Genomic DNA, 22343 nt, shown 5'->3' on the forward strand with positions numbered 1-22343 from the left:
AACTGGTTTATCTAGGAATTTTCTAATTTAACATTACAGAAGTTAGGAACCATCATGTACTATCATGTGGATTTCGTTTTAATCCCTTTATAGGATGGTTTTAAGGAAGCCTTACTCTGATTTAACGATGTAATTTAACCGTCCATTTGGAGCCACGTCTCCATTTTTATACCAATCTAAAATTTCTGTTGCATTTGAGTTGTCGGTCCATTTGAATTCAAAATTTATGTCGGATGCCTTAAGTTTAAGGTCTTTCAGCGATAGCTGAATCATCATTTTTGAACCTTCCGTTTTTCGGATAACTTTGACTTTGTCAACCCAACGGTTGTTAACGTATTCCTGCAAGAAATCCGATTGAACAATACGATACTGATAACCGTTCCAACCCATTTTTTTCTGCATGCTGGTATTGATCCAAAGCGTCATCCAATCATCCTGAGTAGGCTCGGTAATCAAATTTTCAGTTTCGACGTAAAAGTAAATTGATTTTTTGTCCCGAGCGACCTTCATGCTTTTAAAATCATTTCTTCCTGAATTATTTGTATAATCCAGCTTTGGAGAAGACAGTCCGCTAGAATGATTCCGGTGTAAAATATCTCCAACATAATCTGTGTATTCTGGAGATACCGTATTCCAGTCATTCCATGATGTTATCGATTTCAAATCACTCAACAACTCAAGAGCAGTTGTACCTTTGAATTTCCTGCTGTTGCTGATCAATTGCATGTAATAATGATCTTCTAAGCCGTCCGAATAACTCGGCTCGATATCCCGGCTATACTCTCCGTTCGCTTGATCTACGAAAAGCGCATGATTTTGATTTCCGCTCCCGCGCTTCCATTTTCCAACGATCCATTCATTCCATCCAGTCACAAAAATATAGGGAACATTTTGCTTGATGGCATAATCCCATTGCTCTTGAATGTTATATCCATATTTAATATCTTGCTGTGGATTTCCGGGACTATTATTCCTGAAACTTCTTCCCCAATTCCCTGTAGCTCCGTAAAATACAGAACCGCCCATCGATGCATCTAAATTAGGATGTTGCGAAGCAGAAACGTTGATAATTTCGGCAAGGCCTTTAGACGTGTAATGTACTTTTTGAGGGCGGGTAAACGAAATCCAAGGCCAGCCATTTTCGACTTGAGGCTCGTTTGGCCATTGCGATTCGCGAATCGTAAAAAAAGATTGGTAATCTTTGCCCTCGGCTTCTTTTGATCGACCAATGATCAACGGTTTTCCATCTAAATAATACCATGCATCCGGATCTCGAAGCTCTGCCCCTTCTTTGTAAACATTGTTGTACAACTCCTGCATACCTTCTCCCGATGATGAATTGGTATAAAAAACAAGTTTAGGTGCTTTGCTTTGTTGCATTCTAATAAATTTCAATGCATCCAGCAATGCTTTCGTCTGCCTAGGATAGGTCAGGCGATTCGTAGCATCGATCACCAAAATATCAATCCCAGCATCCGTCAATAATTGAACATTTTTTAAATGGACCCAATAATCTGTACCAGAATAATAGCCCCAAACAGGCTCGCCCCAATAATAGTATTTTCCTGCTCTACCAGCGCCCCCACCCCAACCACTATCATTAAAATCTTCAAATGTTTTTGGCGAGGAATTCCATAGTTTAGTTAAATCATAGACATTTTCTGATGTTGGCGAAGATGGATCTCCTTGCCACAAAAAGTAAAATATCGCTATTTTATTATCCGATTGGAGATTGCCGACTTCCGATTGTTGCGGAATCTTTCGACCGAGCCCGTCAATTCCTCCAATATTTTGAGCAAAAACAAAAGAGGAAGCAACACAAGCAATAGTTAACAAAATAGTTTTTTTCATATTAAAGTTGGTCGATGGTTAGGTAAAATTGAGAACTGAAGAATAAACTACTTAAAGGATTTATTCTGAATAAATAAAATTGAACCTTCCGCCAGGGGCAACATCCCCATTCACATAAAAATCCATGATATTTCCGTTCTCTTGCATATTGTCGCTCCATTTAAACTCGAAGTCTAATTTTTTATTCAGCAAATTTAGTTGCGAACGTTTAATGGCTATTTCTAATTTATTATTGCGAACGGTAAAAGGTACTTCAGCAACGACTTCCCATTCCCAGCGATTTCCAACATTTCGCTCAACAATTGCTTTTCCCGTTTTGGGGTTGATCCGGTTAATGACAAAATCATATCCATTCCATCCTGACGATTTGCTTCGATCCAAATCGAGAAATAAGAGCATCCAATTTCGGTCTGTAGACGAAGTTAGTGCCTCAGCGGTTTCTACATAAAAGAAAATAGTTTCATTATCCCGAGCGACTTTTGCTCCTACTAGATCATTTCTTCCTGTAGTATTTGTGTAGTGCTCGTCATATCGTCCTTCATGATTTCGATGGGCCGTATTTCCTTTGTAATGCTGGTAAAACGGAAAGACCTGATCCCAAGCATTTGCCTTTCCCAGCACAATGGTCTTAGGTGAAGAAACCGCCTGAACAGGCTGCATTCCTTTGAACTTTCTCACATTGTCGATCAGTTGCATATAATATACATCACCTTTATCTCCCCAGCCTTTATTTGGTTCAATATCTCTGCTATGCTCCCAATCAAATTGATCGACAAACGAAAAAGGATCTCCAGTCCAACTGTCTTTTGGCAGCCATTGCCCAGCAATAAATTCATTAAATCCAGTAACAAATACCAGTTCTGGATCGAGCTCAAAAGCTCGATCCCATTGTTCTTGAAAATTCCATCCGTATAAATAACCATCCACTCGAGGATCGAATCCGTTTTTAAAGCTAAAGCTTCTTCCTTGAGCATCTTTTAGATTAAATGCAGAGCAATGTCCATTCGTTTCTGGACTTGCATTCTGCGCAACTCCGACAGCAACTTGTTCGTAACCGCCCTGACTATTTTGGACATATCCTTTCTGAGGATAATTTTCTAGCCAAGCCCATTGATCTTTCCGAGTGGGGCCGTCAACATAATCAGGTTGCCCAGGCCTAAACGTGAAAAAATCCCGGATTTCAACATCTAGACCCTCATTGGTCAAGTTATCTGGATAAGCCATGATCCCAGGTTTACCTTTCCAGTAAAACCATAAATCTTCATGCTTTTTGACTTTGTACAAATTCTTAAACAATTCTCTCAGAGAAACCAATGAGTTTTGCATTGGCCCAAAGGGCAACATAAATGCAATCTTTGGAACATTGACACCATCCGATTTGGCTTGTGCCCATGTTTCTAACAAAGCTTCGTATGATTCTCGCCACAGCAATGAACCATTCGTGCAGTCGAAAAATACGACATCGACTTTTGCATCAGCCAACATTTCAGCATGTTTTCTCAACACCCATTTATCCGTTGTTTTGTAATAGCCTAACAAGGGTTGTTCCCAAAAGAAAAACCCAGGTTTCTTTGTTCCCCAAGCAAAATGATTGTAGTCTTTCATTGCCTCTGGATAATCTCTCACAATCTCGGTGATGTTCTTTACTTGATAATTTTTATCATCATTCCCTTGATGCCATGTCCAATAGAACATAGCCACGAATTTGTCTTTCTTAATTGGGTTTTCTGTCGCATCTTGCCGTACCTTTCTTCCAAGCGCATCCGTAGCTGCCCAGCTATCGGGATTTATTTGGCCAATTGCACTATTGATAGTTAATAGCGCTAAGAAAGGCAAAGCAGGTTTTAATAGTTTCATAGATTTGATTTAGCTTTAAAAAATTATTCTAACCATCCAGGATTTTGCCAGTTTTCGCCAGTAAGGCGCAATACTTTATCCACTTCGCTTTTATTTATCGGGTAAAGCAAAAATTTATCCTCCCAAGCATTTCTATTTTCAAATTTGAAACGAGTATAGGTGAAGTTATTTCCTACTTTTTCAATTCTCATTCCAGTAACAAATCGATCCGTCTGTTCCAGAATTTTCCATCTTCTCACATCGAAATACCGATGATCTTCGAAAGCAAATTCGATTCTCCGTTCATTTCTGTAGCGAAGTTCAAATTGTTCTTTTGATAAACCAGCTGGAATCTCAGGCATACCTGCTCGAGCTCTTACAAAATTAACCGCATCGCGTGCGCTCATCATTTGATTGCCAACAGCAATTTTAACATCAGGTCCATGAGATTGGTAAGCAGATTCAGCAAAGTTCAAATAGATTTCGGCCAACCTGAATAATCTCATGAATCCATCCGCCACGCTATTGAGATTGGAAGAATGGCTGAAATATTTTTTCAAGTAATAACCCGTTCTTGTGTTTTTTCTGCTGTTATTTGATATTTGATCATTTCCTCCAACAAAAGTTTCCACTAAATTTGACGAGGCAACAGACTGTTCGATCAATTTAATATTTCGAATACGAATAGATCTATTTCCGTCAACACCCACATCAAACCGCAAGTTATTTCCGCTTTTGCCCCAATTTAGCCTTGCCACACTTGCTGAAATATCGATGGTATGTTTTGTCCAATCCGCAGCCGCAGGAATATTAGGATAGGTAGTCGATCGGCCTCCAGCGATAGGACTAAAGAATAATTCTGGCCTATTGATGCCTGTTGTGCTTTGGTACTCAAATTCCAGGGTAATGCTTGGGAAAAGCTTCAAATCTGCAGTCAGTGGCGAAGTTTGTATAAATGGATCACCGCCAGTAGTAGCGATATCGTAATAGCCATTCTCTTCTTTTATGACCATTTGATTTGCCGTTCCCAGCTGTAAAGTGATGGGATATTCTTCATATCCTTGTTCTCTCGAAGTTTTGGACGCACCGTTAAAAAATATTGATGCGTAAAATCTAGGATCTCTGCCAACATAAGGATTATTCGGATCGTATCCAGAAGCTGTATTGATATTTGGCAACAACTTATCAGCATCTTGATATCCGAGAATAGGTGACTGTCCATTCGCCATCTCGTAAGCATCCACCAAACCTTGTGTAGGACAATGTCCCGCACGCTCTTGATTGGCCGTAGATGGCAAACCTGCGTATCGCCAAACTTCCTGACGCCCTCCCAGCCCATAGATTGTTTCTTTGTCGACTGAACGCTGATCATCTGGATTTGTTAAAAAGTATAAGGCATACGAATTTTCAGCATTTCCAGCTGTTGGTTGAACATCAAACAATTTATAGTCATTAGCCAATAGCGCACCCAAAGCTTCTGCATTTATTGCTGTTGCACTTTCAGCGGTAATCGAACCGTCAGAAAATAATGGACTTGATGCATATGTAATCGCTTGTGAAATAATCGCGTATGGAACTCCGCGTGTCATCATCCTAAACTGATTATCGTAAATATTCCAAGAAAATCCATCTTGTTCATTGGGCGCGGCCAAAGCTTCCCGGCAATCTTGGATGATAAACTGAAGAATCTCGGCAACCGAAGCTTTTCTGATGCTTGTGTAATCTGATCCGACAGGAAGTTCTTTATCTATCAAAGGAACTGAGCCGTATCTTTTTACCAGCTGTAAATAATAAAGAGCTCGCAGGGCATGCGCTTGTGCTTTCCAGCCTGCTTTTGTTGTTTCTGAAGCAAAGGCCGTCGAAGTTGGAATGTTTTCAATAAATACATTACATTTTCGAATTCCTTGGTACAATTGTCCCCAAGGACTTCCATCTGGCGACACCGATCCAAAATTTGAGGACGTTACATTGCCATTGTACCAGTTCAGGAATTGATTCCCAGAAATAATGACTTCTGAATCCTGAGCTTCATCGGTAAATGATGACCGGCTCAATATCGGGGAAACAGCATAGCCATAACAGGAATTTAAATAACCCCGAGTTCGATTGTAATCGCTAAAAACTTCTTCCATCGTAATTCTTCCATCCAATGGTAAATCAAGTTGTTTGTTACAAGAAATACATAGAAAAACTACACAAACGCCAATAATATTTTTAAATTTCTTAACCATAATAAATTAATTAGAAAACTAGATTAAGTCCAAAATTGTACACTCTATAAACTGGTATTGCACCGAATCCGCTATCTGCTTCCGGGCCAAAGTCATCCGATTTCATGTTGTGCCATGTCAATAAGTTTTGACCGCTAACGCGCACCACGATTCTTTGAGCGCCAATGCGTTGAACAAAACTATTCTCTAGGCTATACGATAGCTCCACGTTTTTCAATCGAAGGTAACTTCGGTTATACACGAAATATTCATTGTTCTGATGACTTGCTGAAGCTGTTGTGGATAAGGATGGATAGCCTATTTCCGCACCACTTTCATATCGTTCTGGAGTCCAGCTATTTTGATGAAAAGAGCCATAAATACCCTCGAAATGCTGCTCGTGAACTCCCCAGCCATTCATTATCCGAGAATAACCTGCTAAACCCTGAAAAAGAACATGTAAACTGAAGTTTTTATAGCTAGCATTTGAATATATTCCATAGTAATGGTTTGGAATAGAACCTGTTCCCAAAGGAACACGATCGCGGTCATCAATGATTCCGTCATCATTTAAATCTTGGTACAGAAAATCACCAAGACGTTTCTTTTGTTCATATTGAGGACTATTCGCTAATTCATCCGCTGTGTTGATGTATCCGTTTCCATTGGAATAATCGATAAGATAACCAAAAGCTTGCCCGACTGAAAATCCTTCAGAACGGTATGGGTGAATGTAATCTTCGGCACGCTGTACCTCATTGTTACTGATTACTTTGTTGCGAGTATAGCTATACATTCCTCCAACTGAAACTGTTGTATTTCTATTAAAAGCTTTAGTTGCTTCCAATGTAATTTCCAATCCTTTATTCTCAAATTTACCAACGTTGATGTTTGGGTAATTCCCTAAAGGTATTCCCTGAAATTCTGGAACATATGCCGTAGCTCCGACCATCATGTTGTCCATCTTTTCATCAAAAAAGTCAGCAGATAATGAAATCAAATTAAATAGTCCGATATCAATCCCTACATTTCTTTTAGTCGAAACCTCCGCGGCATAGCGAGCATTTCCGTACGCATTTTCATTAATGTTATATTGCAAGTAAGGGATGTATCCACCACGATTGACCGTAATATTATCTACGTATGAAAATCGGCCTTGCCCATTTTGATCTGTTGCTGTTCTTGCCCATGAACCTCTGAACCGCAGATCTGAAAGAAGCTGATTATTTTTCAGAAATGCTTCCTCACTTACATTCCATGCTAGCGAAACTCCGGGAGTAAACGTATAGCGCTGATCGCGAGCAAATTGTTCGGAACCAGAATACCCACCAATCAATTCTACGGCATATCGATCATCGTAAGAATAACTTCCTTTCAATGCCGAGCTCATTCGATTGTATGGAAATAAGTTTGGAGCGCCAGTATCGGTTTTTGTCAAATTTTGATAGAACCAATAAGCGACCGCCGACACATCGTGTTTACCAAATTGCTGTTGATAATTTACTTTTCCTTGATAGGATAAATGATAATAATATGAATGTGTTTTAGAATATGCCAATGGACTATTCACATTATTAAAAACAGGGTTAAACACCAATTCATCTAGGTTAGTCGTATTGCGTTTTAGCCGCGCATAATCTTGTAAAGTACTTAAACTTCCAACAGAATTTGTTTGGTATGCGAACAAAGCAGATGAAGAAAGTCCAGACAACAAGAAGCTCATGTCGAGTTCTAAACCAATTTGCGAATTAATATTGGTCACTGTATGATTTCTATACCCCCTTCTATTCAACATTCCGTATGTAGTTGCAGATACGTCTCCGGATGTAATAACTTGTTGGCTTGTCGGCAGTTCCTCTCCCGTTATAGGATCATAGGCCTCTGGCGTTATCGGACCATACATGGTCGGTGGTAACTGAAAAATACTTCCATAAACTGTTTGGTTTCCTTCTCCTGGTGTATGTTCACGTTTGACATTTCCTGCAAGCCTAACAAATGATTTTAGGTATTTATTTAAGTTTATATCCAAATTGGACCTGAAATTAACCCACACATTGTATGGATTCGGATTGTAATCTTCTTGATCAGTTTTAAAGAATCCGCTTTGATGCATAAAATTAACGTTCGAGTAATACCGAACACGGTCATTGCCTCCCGAAACGTTTAATGCAACACGCTGCATAGATGACATGGGTTTAAAATAGTAGTCATACCAATTATTATTTGGATACAAAGAATCTGTTTGAAGCCTGAATTTTTCAATTTGATCTTCAGTAAACAATGGTTTATAATTACTTTCAGATCCAAAATCATTGAACCAAGCCTGTTGCCTCATGGTAGCATAATCTGCCGATGAATACATAATGGGTGTGGTAGTAACTTGTTGAATGGAATGGTCCAGCGTAGTTGAAATGTTTATTGGTCCTTTTTTTCCCATTTTTGTTTGAACCAATATGACTCCATTGGCACCCAAAATTCCATACATAGCTTGGGATGCGCCATCTTTTAAAACAGATACGGATTCAATTTCATTTGCTGAAATATATTCTAAAGATTGTGCGCTATTGTAAGGAATCATTATCCCATCGATCATTATCAACGGGCCTAATGAACGGGTTGACGAAATCCCTCGAACAAGTAAATTTGTTGTTGCCCTAGATAATTCTGATGAGGTTTCCTGTGTCGTCAGCCCACTTAATCGTCCGGCCAATGACATGGATAGATTAGCGACCGGCGAATGCTCTAGGGTAGTTCCGTTAACCGAGGAAACAGCGCCGCCGAAGTTCTTTCTTCGTTTGCTGTCCCAGCCTAATTGAACGACTTGGTCGACATTATGGATATTTCGTTCCAATTTTATTCTATTGTTATTTAAGTCACTAATGGAGAAAACTTGACTTTTATAGCCATCGTATTGAATATTCAATTCTTGACTCTGGTCGTTTAGTTGTAATGAAAAATCTCCTTTCATATCGGTGGACGTTCCATTTTTTCCTTTGCTCGATAAGATTGTGACGCCAAACAATGGTTTATCAAATTCATCTGTCACCTTACCCGAAATAATAACTCCACTTTGCTGAGCAAAAATTAAATTGCTATACACTAGCATGGCTAGCATAAAGAATATATTGAGTAGAATATGCTGTATTTTCATGTATAATCTGTTGTACTTATTAATTAAGAAAAAGAATTACCAACCTGGATTTTGCCAATTTAATCCTGTAATGCTTCGCAAACGGTCAGCTTCCAGTAAAGGTATCGGCATCAATAAACTGCGATTGGAGAAATTTGACCTAGACAATGCCCGCACCGTTCTTCTTCTATAGGTATAACTTCCGTTCGGATTACGCGTAATTTCGGCAGCTGTTACCCAAGCATCTGTTTCTGAGAGATCATCAGTTGGGTTGCTCCATCTGCGGACATCAAAATATCGATTTTCTTCAAAAGCCAACTCCACGCGCCGCTCATTCTTTATGCGAAGCAATAGGTCTTCTTTAGACAAGCCAGATGGAATAGGGGGCATATTCACACGTGCCCTAATTTCATTCACTGCGTTTTCAGCATCTGTAAAATGACCAGCTTCGGCAGCTGCTTCAGCATAGTTCAAGATAATTTCGCCTAGCCTAAATAATTTATAATTTGCTCCAGCAATCGGATTATCATTTCCAGAATTAGGATGTAAAAATTTACGATGATAATACCCCGTACGAGTTGCTTTTCTGGCTGTTGCACTGATACCAGTTTGGGGTTCGCCAACATACGTGCTGATTATACGTGTACGGTTCCCAATTCCACCTGGATAGTTTTCAGGTGAGTCTGGACTTTCAATAAAATTCCATAGTGCTTTTCTCTTAGAACCGTTGTAATAAATGGATGCATAGAATCGCGGATCTCGGTTTGCATAAGGATCAAGTGGGTTGTACAGCGTATTGTTGGAATTATAATTTGGCTGTAAATGTTTCTCATCTAAATAAGGCTGTTTCAGATTTAGAACAGGTTGTCCATCAGAAGTTTCGTAGGCATCCACCATTTCTTGTGTAGGATTTGTTCCTGATTTGTACCCATCTTGCGCACCTATTCCATCAATGTTCCAGATATTTCCCTGTCCCTCTCGGCTTTGAAAAATTGTCTCCATGTCTATTTGGGATATGCCAAATGACATTCCTTGAGTGAAGTACTCATTATAAAGAGCTGCATATGCATCGTTGTTCGGGCCGAAAAACGAAGTCGTAGATTGATAAGTTTGAGGATAGTTTATTTTATTGTACAGTGCATAACCGTTGCGTTTCAGATTTTCAACTGCTGTCTTATTTGCTTGGTAAGCTTCTTCCCAATAATTTTCACCTGAATTAAATAAAGGACTTGCTGCAAAAAGAAGCATCTTAGATTTAATTGCTTCGGCTAGAGCTTTTGTGACCCGATAGCTTTCTCCCGTAGTAATGCGCCAAGGAAGTTCTGATGTAGCCAATGCAACATTACAATCTTCTTCAATAAATTTAGCTACTTCATAATAGGAAGCTTTTACGACTTCGCTAAAATCCTGCTCAAAACTATACGGCTCTCGCGTAATCGGAAGCACTGCGCCATACCATTTTAATAATTCATGATAATAATAAGCGCGCAATAAATGCGCCTCGGCCTTCCATCTACGGCGCTCCTCTTCTGAAGTAACTACGGCATTATCGATGCGGCTGATAAATACTGTACAATTTCGTATCGCATTCCAATACCTTGCCCAATATTGGCCATTTCCTGCTTCTACACTTCCTGGAACTTCCGCTGGATGATTTAGAGCAGAAACATTTCCATTGTAAATACGGCCTGTGGTCAAGGTAGGCTCTGCTTCAGCATCCGCGTCCCAAGCTTCATCGCTCCATACAACTGGTCCCCGCATCCAAAAGAAATATCGCGCACCTTTACCGGGAATATTGTTGTAGCAGCTATTTAGAAATGCTCCGACCTTGACGGGATCTTCAAAAATTTCATCCATGCTAATTTTTCCATCAGGTGCTGAATCCAATGTTTTGTTACATGAAATGAATGCGATCAATAACAAAAGGAAATAAGGTTTATATAGTAATTTCATAATTTTTAGCATTAAAATGATAAGTTCAACCCAAAATTGTACATTTTAGAAATCGGATAGCCTAGCGCGTCATTATACTCTGGATCATGGTGAGACATGGCAAATTTTGTCCAGGTATATAAATTTTGAGCTCCTACGTATACGCGCAGTGATTTCAGGCCAATGGATTGTAGGTAGTTTTCGGAAAAAGTATAAGCCAGTTCGATATTCTTTAGACGAACAAATGAACGGTTCATAACAAAAAAGTCATTTGCGGTATGGTTGGTATTATTTTGTGTGCTTAACGCTGGATAAGTAATTTCTTCGCCATTTTGATAGCGTTCCTCTGTCCATGCTTGCTTATGATACCCAAAATAAGTCCCTTGTTTAGTATTTTCATAAACTCCTTGCTCAGCAAAGTTTGATGAGTAACGGCCAACGCCTTGGAAGAAAATGCTGAAATCAAATTTTCTATATGATGCACCAAGATTCAAACCATAAATAAGTCCAGGAATCGATGTATATTTTATCGGGACAATATCTTTATTATCCACAACTCCATCTTCGTTTAAATCTTTGTATTTAAAATCGCCCACTCGAGGTGTTCCAAAACCATACGTTGTATGCGATAAATATTCATCCAATTCTTCTTGAGAATTAAAATATCCGTTTCCATTGTCATAATCAATTTTATAGCCTATGGATTGATTTAGAGGAAGTCCCGTTCTTCCGTAACTCATCATGTAAGAGTCATCACGTTTCGGCTCATCCAAAAACTTCACGATGTTTTTATTAAACCCAATATTTCCATTGGTTCTAAAAATCAAGGAGTTATTGATTTGTTTGCGATAAGACAATTCAATTTCATATCCTCGATTATCCACCATTCCCATATTAACCTTAGGAATATTGTTTAATGGCACGCCTTGAAACTGAGGAACAGTGCCTCTTTCAATTAAGATATCGGATCTTTTTTCGACATAATAATCGAATGACACATTCAGGGATTTAAAAAACTGAAGATCTACCGCGATATTGCGCTTGTCTGCAATTTCCCATCGGATATTTGGATTTCCTAACAGTCCTTGATTAATGCCGCGGCCTTGAGAAATACTGCCTAATGGCCCGCCCCCTAAAGTTATATCACTTTGGTATAAAAATCGTCCACCCCCAATCTTATCATTCCCAACCCTTCCGTAAGACCCGCGAAATTTAAGAAGCGATAGAAAGGAATCCTTATTAAAAAAAGCCTCGTTACTTACTACCCAACCTAGAGAAACGGCTGGAAAAAACCCAAAACGGTTGTTTGGTGCAAATTGTTCCGAACCATTGTACCCTAGATTTACTTCCGACAAATACCGTTCGTCATATGCATATGTTGCTCGTGCAGCTACGCCTAATACATTAAATGGAATTTCTCCACCCGTAGATTCCCAATAATCTCGCTGCGCCAAAAACATTCCTGAAACCCCATGTTTTCCATACTGCTTTACAAAATTCAATGAGCCTTGCAGATTAATGTTATACCTAGAATCTACGCCTTTGTTGAACGAAATTCTTTCTTCATCGGGCCTGAAAACGGTGTAGGACAATTCGTCTGTATCATAATTTACGACAGCAAAATACAAAGGTTCCTTTTTACTTCCTTGCGTCGTTGCAGACGCATAAGCATCATAAGAAATCATTCCTTTGGCGGATAAACCATCCAATAGAGACGATAGATTCCAATCCATTCCAAACGACGCGTTCATGTTAGAGCGCATGGAATTTCGATATCCCTGTTTATTCATCACCTCGTATGCCGACCTATCCAAATAACCTGGATCAACAGTTAAACCAGGTTCTACGCCAAAGCCATCAATCGTTACCGGACCAGGCGTAATCGGTAAGATGGACTGTGCTTGAAAGAAAATATCACGCATCATCCAAGAAGGGTTGCTTCCTGGATAAACAGCAGCAGAGGGCATATTGACTTGCTCAATATAACTACCTAAATTCAAGAATGTTTTGAAGTTTTTAGAGATGTTGTAATCCAAATTCGCTCGGAAACTATAACGATCCAATTTAGGAGAAGGATCATAACCCAATACACTCTTGTCCAAGGTATTTAGATTTCCTCCTTGATGAAGGTATGACGTGTTTACAAAAAACAAAACCTTGTCTGTTCCTCCTCTCGCACTTACATTGATGCGCGATTGTGGCGTAAATTCTTTGATAAACTCACGGTAATAATCATGATTCGGATAAATGTATTCTCGCACCTTTGCTTTAAAAGCGTAATCTGGATCATTCGGATCTAAACCCAATAATGGATTTTCGAATTTCGCACGCGTATCCGGACTGAATGGCAATTCAATTTTATCGTTCAATGACGCTTGATTGCGCAAATCAATGTATTCTAACGAAGTTAATCTTTCGGGCTGGCGAGTAAATGAGGAATAACTTTGATCCCATGATGCATTCATCTCTGTTTTGCCGCTCTGACCGCGCTTGGTCGTAATTAAAATAACTCCATTTGCACCGCGCACCCCGAAAACAGCTGTCGCTGAAGCATCTTTCAATGTCGTTACAGACTCGACTTCGCTCGCATCCAATGTGGGGATGTTGTCCCTAGGAACACCATCAATCAGAATGAGCGGGTTTTGCCCGTTTGTTGTTGCAGCTCCGCGCAAATACATCGTCGCATCATCCACGCCAGGCTGTCCACCACCCGACTGGATGGAGGTTAATCCTGAAAGTCTCCCTGCTAACGAATTTGCAAGACTGGCTGAAGACGATTGGCGTAATTCATCTCCAGTAACCGAGCTTACAGCGCCTGTAATTGAGATTTTCTTTTGCTGTCCATAAGCAACCACGATTACCTCATCTACATTCTCTGTACTTTGCAGCAAGGTAAGATTGATGACTGAACGATTGTTTACTTTTACGGATTGTTTCTCATAACCAATGAATTCGACTAGCAGCGTTGCATTTGGATCTGCATTCAAACTATACTTTCCATTTTGATCAGAATTTGTTCCTATCGAAGTTCCCTCAACACGTATAGTTACGCCAGAAATTACATTGTTGTTTGCATAATCAGTGATGGTACCAGTAACCCTATGGTTATTCTGTCCATGTAGATAAGTAATTGTTAGAGAAAAAATTAATGTTGTTAAGAAAAACAACATAACTGATTTCAAAAAATAAATTTTTATCATATTATACGTTTATAATGTAGGTTAGGGTAATTGCACATAATCATAACTCTCTGTGCATTACTATTCAAATGTAGAAAGGATAATTTCTTTAACCATCCTGCACTATCCTTTAGATTTAGAAAATTTAATTTTCGTTAAGAAAGTCGGTATTTGACAAAATTCGATAAGTAATAATTTCTATAAGAATAAAGTTTTTTCTCAAAAATTACAACTTATTCTAGTTAATAAAATACTTTTATGATGGGATTGTATAAAAAAAACATCAGGGGACATTTTAAAAAAAGCTCGAAGATAAAACTAAATCAGTCTTGTCTCCGAGCTGAATAAATTAATAATGAACGATTTAAGCTCGATAATATTTCAGCTCAATCAAATCATGCGGAATAGGTTTTGGATTCCAATGTTGGTGTATGACTAAGGCTGCACCGATGGCTGTTGCTTGAGCCATAGAAGCGGCGAACACTTCGATGTCTTTAAAGTAATATGCGATCAGATTCATGTAGATCGTATTTTTACTAAAACCGCCATCTACAAAAATGCGGGTGATTTTTGTTTCGCCTAAAACAAGTTTTGTCGATGCCAATTGAGCGACTACCAAATCCATAATCAAGACATGGTAGGCTTCTTCAAAACTTGCGAAAGCGGCTACATCTCTTTTTGAGAAGGTATCCAAAGCCGTATTTTCAAAATTAAATTTCGCTTTGATAGCGTCCATCAAATCCCAATTCATCGATAAATTTCTCAATTTTGCGGTCGAAATATCGTAGTGTTCAGCGATTCGCTTGATCTGAGTTTCATGCTCCTGCCCAGCAAATAATCGAGACGCCTTTACTGGAGTTCCTGAATACGTCAAGTAGAATAGCGTATCATGTTCCAGCTGATCTTTCGTCAACGCGGTATTGTTGAATGGATTAAGAGAAATGCACCAAGTTCCCGTAGAAATCAAGATAAAAGGTTCATGAAAATTCAGCAAATATGGAATTAATGCCGAAGAACTGTCATGTAAACCAATTCCGACTTCGTAAGTAGAACCAGGATGCGTCGAAGGAAACACTTCGTCGCCATTGACTATTGGCGCGAAGATTTTTTCGATTCCAGCGTCGCTAACCCACCTGTGGTAGTTATTTTTGGGATAATCCCATAGCGCTGTGTGACAGCCTATGCTGGTTTTGTCGGTATACATTTTTCCAGAAACTAGAAAACTCAAATATTGAGGAAGATGCAGCGCTGTCTTTATTTTCGAAAATAGATCTGGCTTTTCTGTTTTTAATTTTAGGATCTGAAGTCCTGAATTTAGACTTCCCAATGCCGGCGAAGCCGTTTCCAAAGAAAATTGATCCACACCGCCATATGCAGCGTACAGTTCGCGCTGAATTTCTTCTGGATACGTTTTCAGGTAATTGTAGAGCGGAGTCAGCGGCCTGCCATGTTCGTCTAGATAAACGAAGCTTGCACCGTAGGATGTAAAATTGATGGCTTTTATTTCAAACTCATCTTTTCGGAAAACCTCATGCAAGGAGTCAAAAACCGATAGCCGTAAACTTTCCAGATTTTCACAGGGATCTCCATCTTCGTCGACCGTTTCTAAAAAACGAGCCGACCTTTCGAACACGATATGGTAATTTTCATCGAAAAGGAAAAGCTTTTTATTCGTTTTCCCCACATCGAAAATAGCAACCACATTCTTACGCACTTTACCCATCATGAAATCTTATAATCCTGTTGCTACAGATTTTTCTCCTCTTTCCTGAACTAGCTGACCGCGGACATTTAATGCTGTAAATAATGCAACCGGATCAATCGCTGCACCGCTTCTTTTCCGTGCTTCCGCAACAATCGGACGGACGTCAGTTCTAAAAGCATCTTGAAGAATTTCCTGTGCCTTGATAATGTTATTTTCCTGTTGCGCTTGCTTCAGACTTACGCGATCCACCAATAATGCTTGCGCATACGCTAGCTTAATCGCATCCACCGATTGCAACAAGTCCACTAAAGGATCTTTTAAATTGTGCGAGGCGTCAATCATCCAGCCCAAACCTGTGGCATGATCCAATCCACGCGCGTCTAAGCCGTCAATCAATTCATTGAAAATCAAAAACAGCTGATAAGGCTTAATGCTTCCTGCAGTCAAATCATCATCTGCATATTTGCTGTCATTGAAGTGGAATCCACCAAGCTTTCCTTCCATCAGCAGCAAGGAAACAATTTGTTCAATGTTTGCATTTGGCAAATGGTGCCCCAAATCAACTAATGTATACGCTTGGTCTCCAAGTTTGGAAGCCAGTAGCAAAGATTGTCCCCAATCCGCAATGGTCGTTGAATAGAAATGCGGCTCAAAAGCTTTGTATTCGACAAACAGCTTCCAATCAGAAGGGAGCGCGGCGTAGATTTCCTGCAAACTCGAAAGCGTATTTTGAAAAGCTTCCCTAAAATTTAACTGACCTGGAAAAGATGAGCCATCTGCTAGCCAAACCGTTAACGATTTGGAACCTAAAGCCTCGCCATGTTTGATTACTTCAATATTATGGTCTACAGCTTGCTTTCGCACTCGAGCGTCCACATGATGTAACGAACCATATTTGTAACTAAATTCCTGTCCTGCTTGGTCTTGAAAAGTATTAGAATTCACCGCATCGAATGTCAAATCGTATGAAGCAGCCAAATCCTTTATTTTTTGGGCATCCGTAGGAATATCCCAAGGAATATGCAATGAAATGGCACCGCTCGATTTATTTAATGCGTGCAACAAGCCCACATCTTCAATTTTCTGCTCTAATGTGGAGGGTTCGCCCGGTCCGTTGAAACGACCGAAACGTGTTCCTCCAGTTCCCAATGCCCAACTCGGAATTGCAATTTGAAAAGCTTGCAATTTTTCGATAACAGCTTCAACGTCCTTAATTTCATTGGCAATAAAATCAAATTTTCGTTGATGAGCTTCGCTCAATGAAGCATTATGTTGTTCTATCTGGTTTATATCTAATTTCATGGTTATTTAAATGTAAGAATTAAAATAAAGATTACCTAACAAAAGCCACCGCGACACCGCCGTCAACATTCAGCACATTGCCGGTCGATTTGGACAACAAACCGCCAACAAAAGCAAAACATGCATTTGCGATATCTACTGGTAAGATAATTTCATTTAACAAGGTTCTCTTCGCGTAGAAATTTGGCAATTCTTCCACTGAAATTCCATACGCCTTTGCTCTTCCTTCTGCCCATCCTCCAGACCAAATGTTGCTGTCTGAAATCACTGCGTCTGGATTCACCACATTGACACGGATTTTATACTGCCCCAATTCTGACGCATTTAATCGGCTTAAATGTAATTGAGCCGCTTTTGCACTTCCATAACCCGCATTGTTCGGGCCGCTAACTAACGCATTTTTACTGACAATATTTATGATATCGCCACCAATTGCCTGCGCTTTCAGAATCTTTGTGCATTCCTTTGTTACCAGAAACTGGCCTTTCACCAACACATTGTACAGCAAATCCAAATCCGCTTGTGTATGGTCTTCAATCGATTTTGAAATTGATAAACCGGCATTGTTGACAACAATATCGATGCCGCCGAAGGCCAGCGAAGCTGTTGCAAAAGCCTCTGAAATCTGTTCTTCACTAGACACGTCTAAAACGGCTGCATCGACAACGTCTTGACCAAATAATTTGACAAATTCATCTTTGGTCGTCTGTAAGCGTTCTTGATTCAAATCATTCAGCAAAACCACCGCGCCTTCTTCAACGAATTTTTTCGCAATGGCTTTGCCAATTCCACCACCGCTTCCGGTCACCAACGCAATCTTTCCTGATAACGCTTTTGGTTTTGGCATGCGCTGCAATTTCGCTTCTTCCAATAACCAGTATTCAATATCGAATGCTTCTTGCCGAGGCAATGAGGTGTAGGTCGATACAGCTTCCGAACCTTTCATCACATTGATGGCATTGGTATAGAATTCAGACGCGACACGAGCCGTTTGCTTATCTTTTGCGAAAGCAAACATCCCAACTCCTGGATACAAAATAATTACAGGATTTGCGTCACGAATGGCTGGACTATTTGGATGCTTATGCGTTTCATAATAAGCAGCGTACATTGCACGATAATCTTGGAAAAGAGGAAGTAATTTAGCTTTTATCTCTTCGATATCATCTAAAGATTCCTCTTTATCCAAATTTATGATTAGAGGTTGAATTTTTGTACGTAAAAAATGGTCAGGACAGCTGGTGCCCAATGGCGCTAAGCGTTCCAAATCATTTGAATTAATAAATTCCAAAACACGGTCGCCATCAGTGAAATGTCCAATCATTGAACGTTCACTTGAACAAAAACCTCTCAATATCGGCGCTAATTTAGCCGCTTGCTTTTTTCGTTGGTCTGCCGAAAGCGATTCCGTTTTTTCACCGCCAAAAACTGGTCTCGCCTTTCCGTAATTTTCTTCCAAATATGCCGCACATTTCTCAATAACTTCTAGCGAATTCACATAAGACTCGTATGCAGTATCTCCCCAAGTAAATAACCCGTGCGAACCCAACATGATTCCTCGAATTCCTGGATTATTTTCTAAACATTCGCGGAGTTGCAGTCCCAAATCAAATCCTGGCTTTTGCCAATCGACCCAGCCGATACTTCCTTTAAATAGTTTTTCTGTAATCTCCTTTCCATCTTTTGCTGCCGCAATGGCAATCGCCGCATCTGGATGCAAATGGTCAATATGCTTAAACGGCAGGAAACCGTGCAGTGGCGTATCAATCGAAGGAGCTTTAGAATCTAAATCATAGATGCAATGATTGAACAAAGCCACCATTTCATCTTCGTGCTCAATTCCGCGGTACACATTTTCCAAATTGCGCAAACGGTCAACATACAGCGCTGCCAATCCTGATTTCTTTAATGTTCCGATATCGCCACCAGAACCTTTAATCCACATGACTTCAGTTTCCTGACCAGTTAAAGGGTCTTTTTCAATAAGCTTGCAAGAAGTATTTCCTCCTCCATAATTTGTGATTCTCAAATCTGAGCCCAATAGATTTGAACGGTATAACAATAAAGCAACTTCATCTCCCTCAAGGGAACGTGCTTTCTGCTCATCCCATAAATAATTCACATGCTGAAATGTTTTCATTTCCATATATTCTGTTTTATTCTAAAGTTTTTGCAAATCCAACGATACAGATGGATAAAATAATAATGACGATTCCTGATATAATAGCTCGGTAAGTTGGCTTGCTAACGCCCTTCCATTCCTTCAGAACGACTCCCCAGGCATTGGATATTAAAATGATAAATGCCATGTGTAAAATCCATGAACTTGCTCCGTTTCCTAAGCGGCTTTCGCCCATGCCATAGAAGAAAAATTGCAGATACCAAGTTGTTCCAGCTAAAGCGCACAACAAAAAGTTTTTGCCCAATGGCGCTTTCTTATTGCTGTAATCTGAAAAGCTGTTGTTTTTAATCAATAAGTACAAACACCAGATAAAGTTTGTCGTAAAACCTCCCCAGAGAATAATGATGTACGTTACGTTATTTTGGTATAAAAACTCGCCTTGATTCGGGTTGACGGCTTTCCAGAGATTATTGGCTACATCAGCCATTGGCTTTCCTGCTTCAATCCCGAAATTGAAACAAGCACTTAATAATCCTGAGACAATAGCAACTGTGATTCCCAGTCCGAAATTGTATTCACCCTTCACAACATTCGTGCTTCCGCTTAAATCCTTTTCTTTCAACATTCCTGCTTTGCCGCACAAATAAATACCGATAATACAAACCAGCAAACCTATCATCACCGTGATACCCGATGGGTCTGTAAAAAAGAAATCTATGCTGTGCTTCCCTGGTGTTTGGTTAAAGAAATAATAGATGGCGGGCATCAATGCGCCGAAAACCATACTCAGCCCCAAAATAATGCTGCTTCCCAATGAAACGCCCAAATAACGGACGCCTAGGCCATATGTCAATCCTCCTATTCCCCACAAAACACCAAACAAATAGGTGTAGCCTAAAATGCTTGAATCGGTGCCTTTGATAATTTCCCAAAAATTCGGAATGGTTAAATAAGCCGCAATCGGAGGAACAATAATCCATGAGAACAAGCCGCCTAGAATCCACATGGATTCCCATGACCAATCTTTTACCTTTTTATAAGGAACGTAAAAACTCCCTGAAGCAAATCCTCCAATAAAATGAAACAGTACACCAGCAATTGCATTCATATTTAATTATTTAATTTAGGTTATTAATCCAATACGAATTTAATGGATTCTTGGATTTAAACTGTTATGCACTGTCATGCTTAAAAGCAGAAGGAGCAAACTTTTGGTTTGCTCCTTCTTTCTTAAATCTGCTAATCTTTAAATAATCAGCTTTCCTTTAGTGCTTTGTTTAACTTGTTCTTCGGTCACACCTTCATGCAATTCAAGCAATTTAAATCCACCTTCCGGCAAAACATCAAAGACGCCCAATTCGGTCACAATTTTTTTGACACAGCGAACGCCCGTCAACGGCAATGTACAAGATGGCAACAACTTGGATTCGCCAGCTTTATTGACATGTTGCATCGCAACAATAATATTTTCGGCACTAGCGACCAAATCCATTGCTCCGCCCATGCCTTTGACCATTTTTCCAGGGATTTTCCAGTTAGCGATATCGCCATTTTCTGAAACTTCCATCGCTCCGAGAATTGTCAAATGAATTTTCCGCGAGCGAATCATTCCGAAACTCATCGCCGAATCGAAAAATGCTGAACCCGGTAAAGTTGTAATGGTCTGCTTGCCTGCATTGATGTAATCAGCATCCACTTCGTCTTCGGCCGGAAATGGCCCCATGCCTAGCAAACCGTTCTCGCTCTGCAAGACAACATTTATTCCCTCGGGAATGTAATTCGCAACAAGCGTTGGAATTCCAATTCCTAGGTTGACATAATAGCCATCTTTTACCTCTTTCGCAATCCGTTTTGCGATTCCAAATTTATCCAACATGGCTATAGGTTTTTAATAATGATTGCAGAAGCACCTCCGCCCCCGTTGCAAATCGCCGCCAATCCGTAAGTTCCGCCCTCTTGCTTCAAAACACTGCTTAAGGTAACCACAATCCGGGCGCCGCTACAACCCAAAGGATGGCCTAACGATACCGCGCCTCCGTAGACATTTGTTTTGTCCAAAGGCAAATCCAATAGCTTGGCATTCGCCAGTGCGACCACCGAAAATGCTTCATTGAATTCGAAATAATCAATATCCGAAATCGTCAACCCCGATTTTTTCAATACTTTTTCGGTCGCTAAAGCTGGCGTTGTGGTAAACCAATCTGGTTCTTGCTCTGCGTCGGCATAAGCAATGATTTCGGCTATGGGTGTCAGGTTTAATTCTTTTAATTTTTCTTCGCTCACCAGAATAAGCGCCGCAGCTCCGTCGCTTAATGTCGAAGCATTAGCCGCTGTAATTGTTCCGTCTTTTTTAAATGAAGATTTCAATTGCTTTAATTTTTCAAAGTTGACATTGTTATATTCTTCATCTTCCTCAACGACAACATCGCCTTTTCTTCCCGGAACGGTAACCGCTGTGACCTCTTTTGTGAATTTCCCTTTCTGCCAAGCTTCTTTGCTTCTAGTGTACGATGAAATCGCATAATCATCTTGGTCCTCACGCGTGAAACCATATTTCTCGGCGCATTTTTCACCGCAGACGCCCATGGCATAATTTCCGTAGACATCTGTCAAGCCATCTTTATTTAATCCATCGACTAACGATTGGTCACCATATTTTGCGCCCCAGCGAGTGGAAGGCGAATAATAAGGAACTTGGCTCATGCTTTCCATTCCGCCAGCAACCACAACATCATTATCTCCTAACAAAATACTTTGTGCGGCTAATGAAATAGATTTCATGCCACTGGCACATACTTTATTGATTGTTGTTGCAGAAACTTTGTCTGGCAATCCTGCTAACTTAGAAACCTGTCTTGCCGGAGCTTGACCAATGTTCGCCTGAAGCACGTTTCCGATAAAAATTTCGTCGACTTCGTCGGATGATAAATCAACTTGTTCTAAAGCTGCTTTCACCGCTGCTGCACCTAGTTGAGGAGCAGATAAAGTAGACAAACCGCCTCCGAAACTTCCAATAGCTGTGCGTTTTGCCGCAACGATATATACTTTTTTATTCATGTTATTCTTTTTAAAATTC

Annotated in this window: 12 protein-coding genes; all 12 read right to left on the reverse strand. The window is 40.0% G+C overall.

The window, feature by feature from the left end:
* Positions 1 to 111: 111 nt before the first annotated feature.
* The 12 genes from C4F49_RS00540 to C4F49_RS00595 all read right to left on the reverse strand — a co-directional run bounded on the left by C4F49_RS00540 (position 112) and on the right by C4F49_RS00595 (position 22324).
* On the reverse strand, positions 112 to 1851 hold the full coding sequence (locus C4F49_RS00540; protein ID WP_196933880.1) for a hypothetical protein: 1740 nt from the start codon (positions 1849 to 1851) through the stop codon (positions 112 to 114).
* A 60-nt stretch (positions 1852 to 1911) separates the two neighbouring features.
* Positions 1912 to 3708 (reverse strand): hypothetical protein, encoded by a 1797-nt coding sequence (locus C4F49_RS00545; protein WP_196933881.1) that lies wholly within the window; start codon positions 3706 to 3708, stop codon positions 1912 to 1914.
* Positions 3709 to 3731: 23 nt separating this feature from the next.
* Positions 3732 to 5918: a RagB/SusD family nutrient uptake outer membrane protein gene (locus C4F49_RS00550; protein WP_196933882.1), complete on the reverse strand. Its 2187-nt coding sequence runs from the start codon at positions 5916 to 5918 to the stop codon at positions 3732 to 3734.
* Positions 5919 to 5928: 10 nt separating this feature from the next.
* A complete protein-coding gene (locus C4F49_RS00555; protein ID WP_196933883.1) occupies positions 5929 to 9048 on the reverse strand; it encodes a SusC/RagA family TonB-linked outer membrane protein in 3120 nt (1039 codons plus the stop codon).
* Positions 9049 to 9084: 36 nt separating this feature from the next.
* The gene (locus C4F49_RS00560) at positions 9085 to 10980 is read right to left on the reverse strand and encodes a RagB/SusD family nutrient uptake outer membrane protein (RefSeq protein WP_196933884.1); all 1896 of its coding nucleotides are present in this window, start codon (positions 10978 to 10980) and stop codon (positions 9085 to 9087) included.
* Between the two features lie 11 nt (positions 10981 to 10991).
* Positions 10992 to 14159 (reverse strand): SusC/RagA family TonB-linked outer membrane protein, encoded by a 3168-nt coding sequence (locus tag C4F49_RS00565; RefSeq protein ID WP_196933885.1) that lies wholly within the window; start codon positions 14157 to 14159, stop codon positions 10992 to 10994.
* A gap of 343 nt (positions 14160 to 14502) precedes the next feature.
* Positions 14503 to 15861, reverse strand: a complete 1359-nt coding sequence (locus C4F49_RS00570; protein WP_196934385.1) for an FGGY-family carbohydrate kinase — start codon at positions 15859 to 15861, stop codon at positions 14503 to 14505.
* A 9-nt stretch (positions 15862 to 15870) separates the two neighbouring features.
* A complete protein-coding gene (locus C4F49_RS00575) occupies positions 15871 to 17145 on the reverse strand; it encodes a sugar isomerase (protein ID WP_196933886.1) in 1275 nt (424 codons plus the stop codon).
* 31 nt (positions 17146 to 17176) lie between these two features.
* On the reverse strand, positions 17177 to 19285 hold the full coding sequence (locus C4F49_RS00580; RefSeq protein WP_196933887.1) for a bifunctional aldolase/short-chain dehydrogenase: 2109 nt from the start codon (positions 19283 to 19285) through the stop codon (positions 17177 to 17179).
* A gap of 16 nt (positions 19286 to 19301) precedes the next feature.
* Positions 19302 to 20375, reverse strand: a complete 1074-nt coding sequence (gene rhaT, locus C4F49_RS00585; RefSeq protein ID WP_196933888.1) for an L-rhamnose/proton symporter RhaT — start codon at positions 20373 to 20375, stop codon at positions 19302 to 19304.
* A 138-nt stretch (positions 20376 to 20513) separates the two neighbouring features.
* Complete coding sequence (locus tag C4F49_RS00590) at positions 20514 to 21143, reverse strand: 3-oxoacid CoA-transferase subunit B (protein ID WP_196933889.1); 630 nt, start codon at positions 21141 to 21143, stop codon at positions 20514 to 20516.
* A 2-nt stretch (positions 21144 to 21145) separates the two neighbouring features.
* On the reverse strand, positions 21146 to 22324 hold the full coding sequence (locus C4F49_RS00595) for a thiolase family protein (protein ID WP_196933890.1): 1179 nt from the start codon (positions 22322 to 22324) through the stop codon (positions 21146 to 21148).
* Positions 22325 to 22343 lie beyond the last annotated feature (19 nt).

It is taken from the genome of Sphingobacterium hungaricum (assembly GCF_015210005.1).
Taxonomy (GTDB): domain Bacteria; phylum Bacteroidota; class Bacteroidia; order Sphingobacteriales; family Sphingobacteriaceae; genus Sphingobacterium; species Sphingobacterium hungaricum.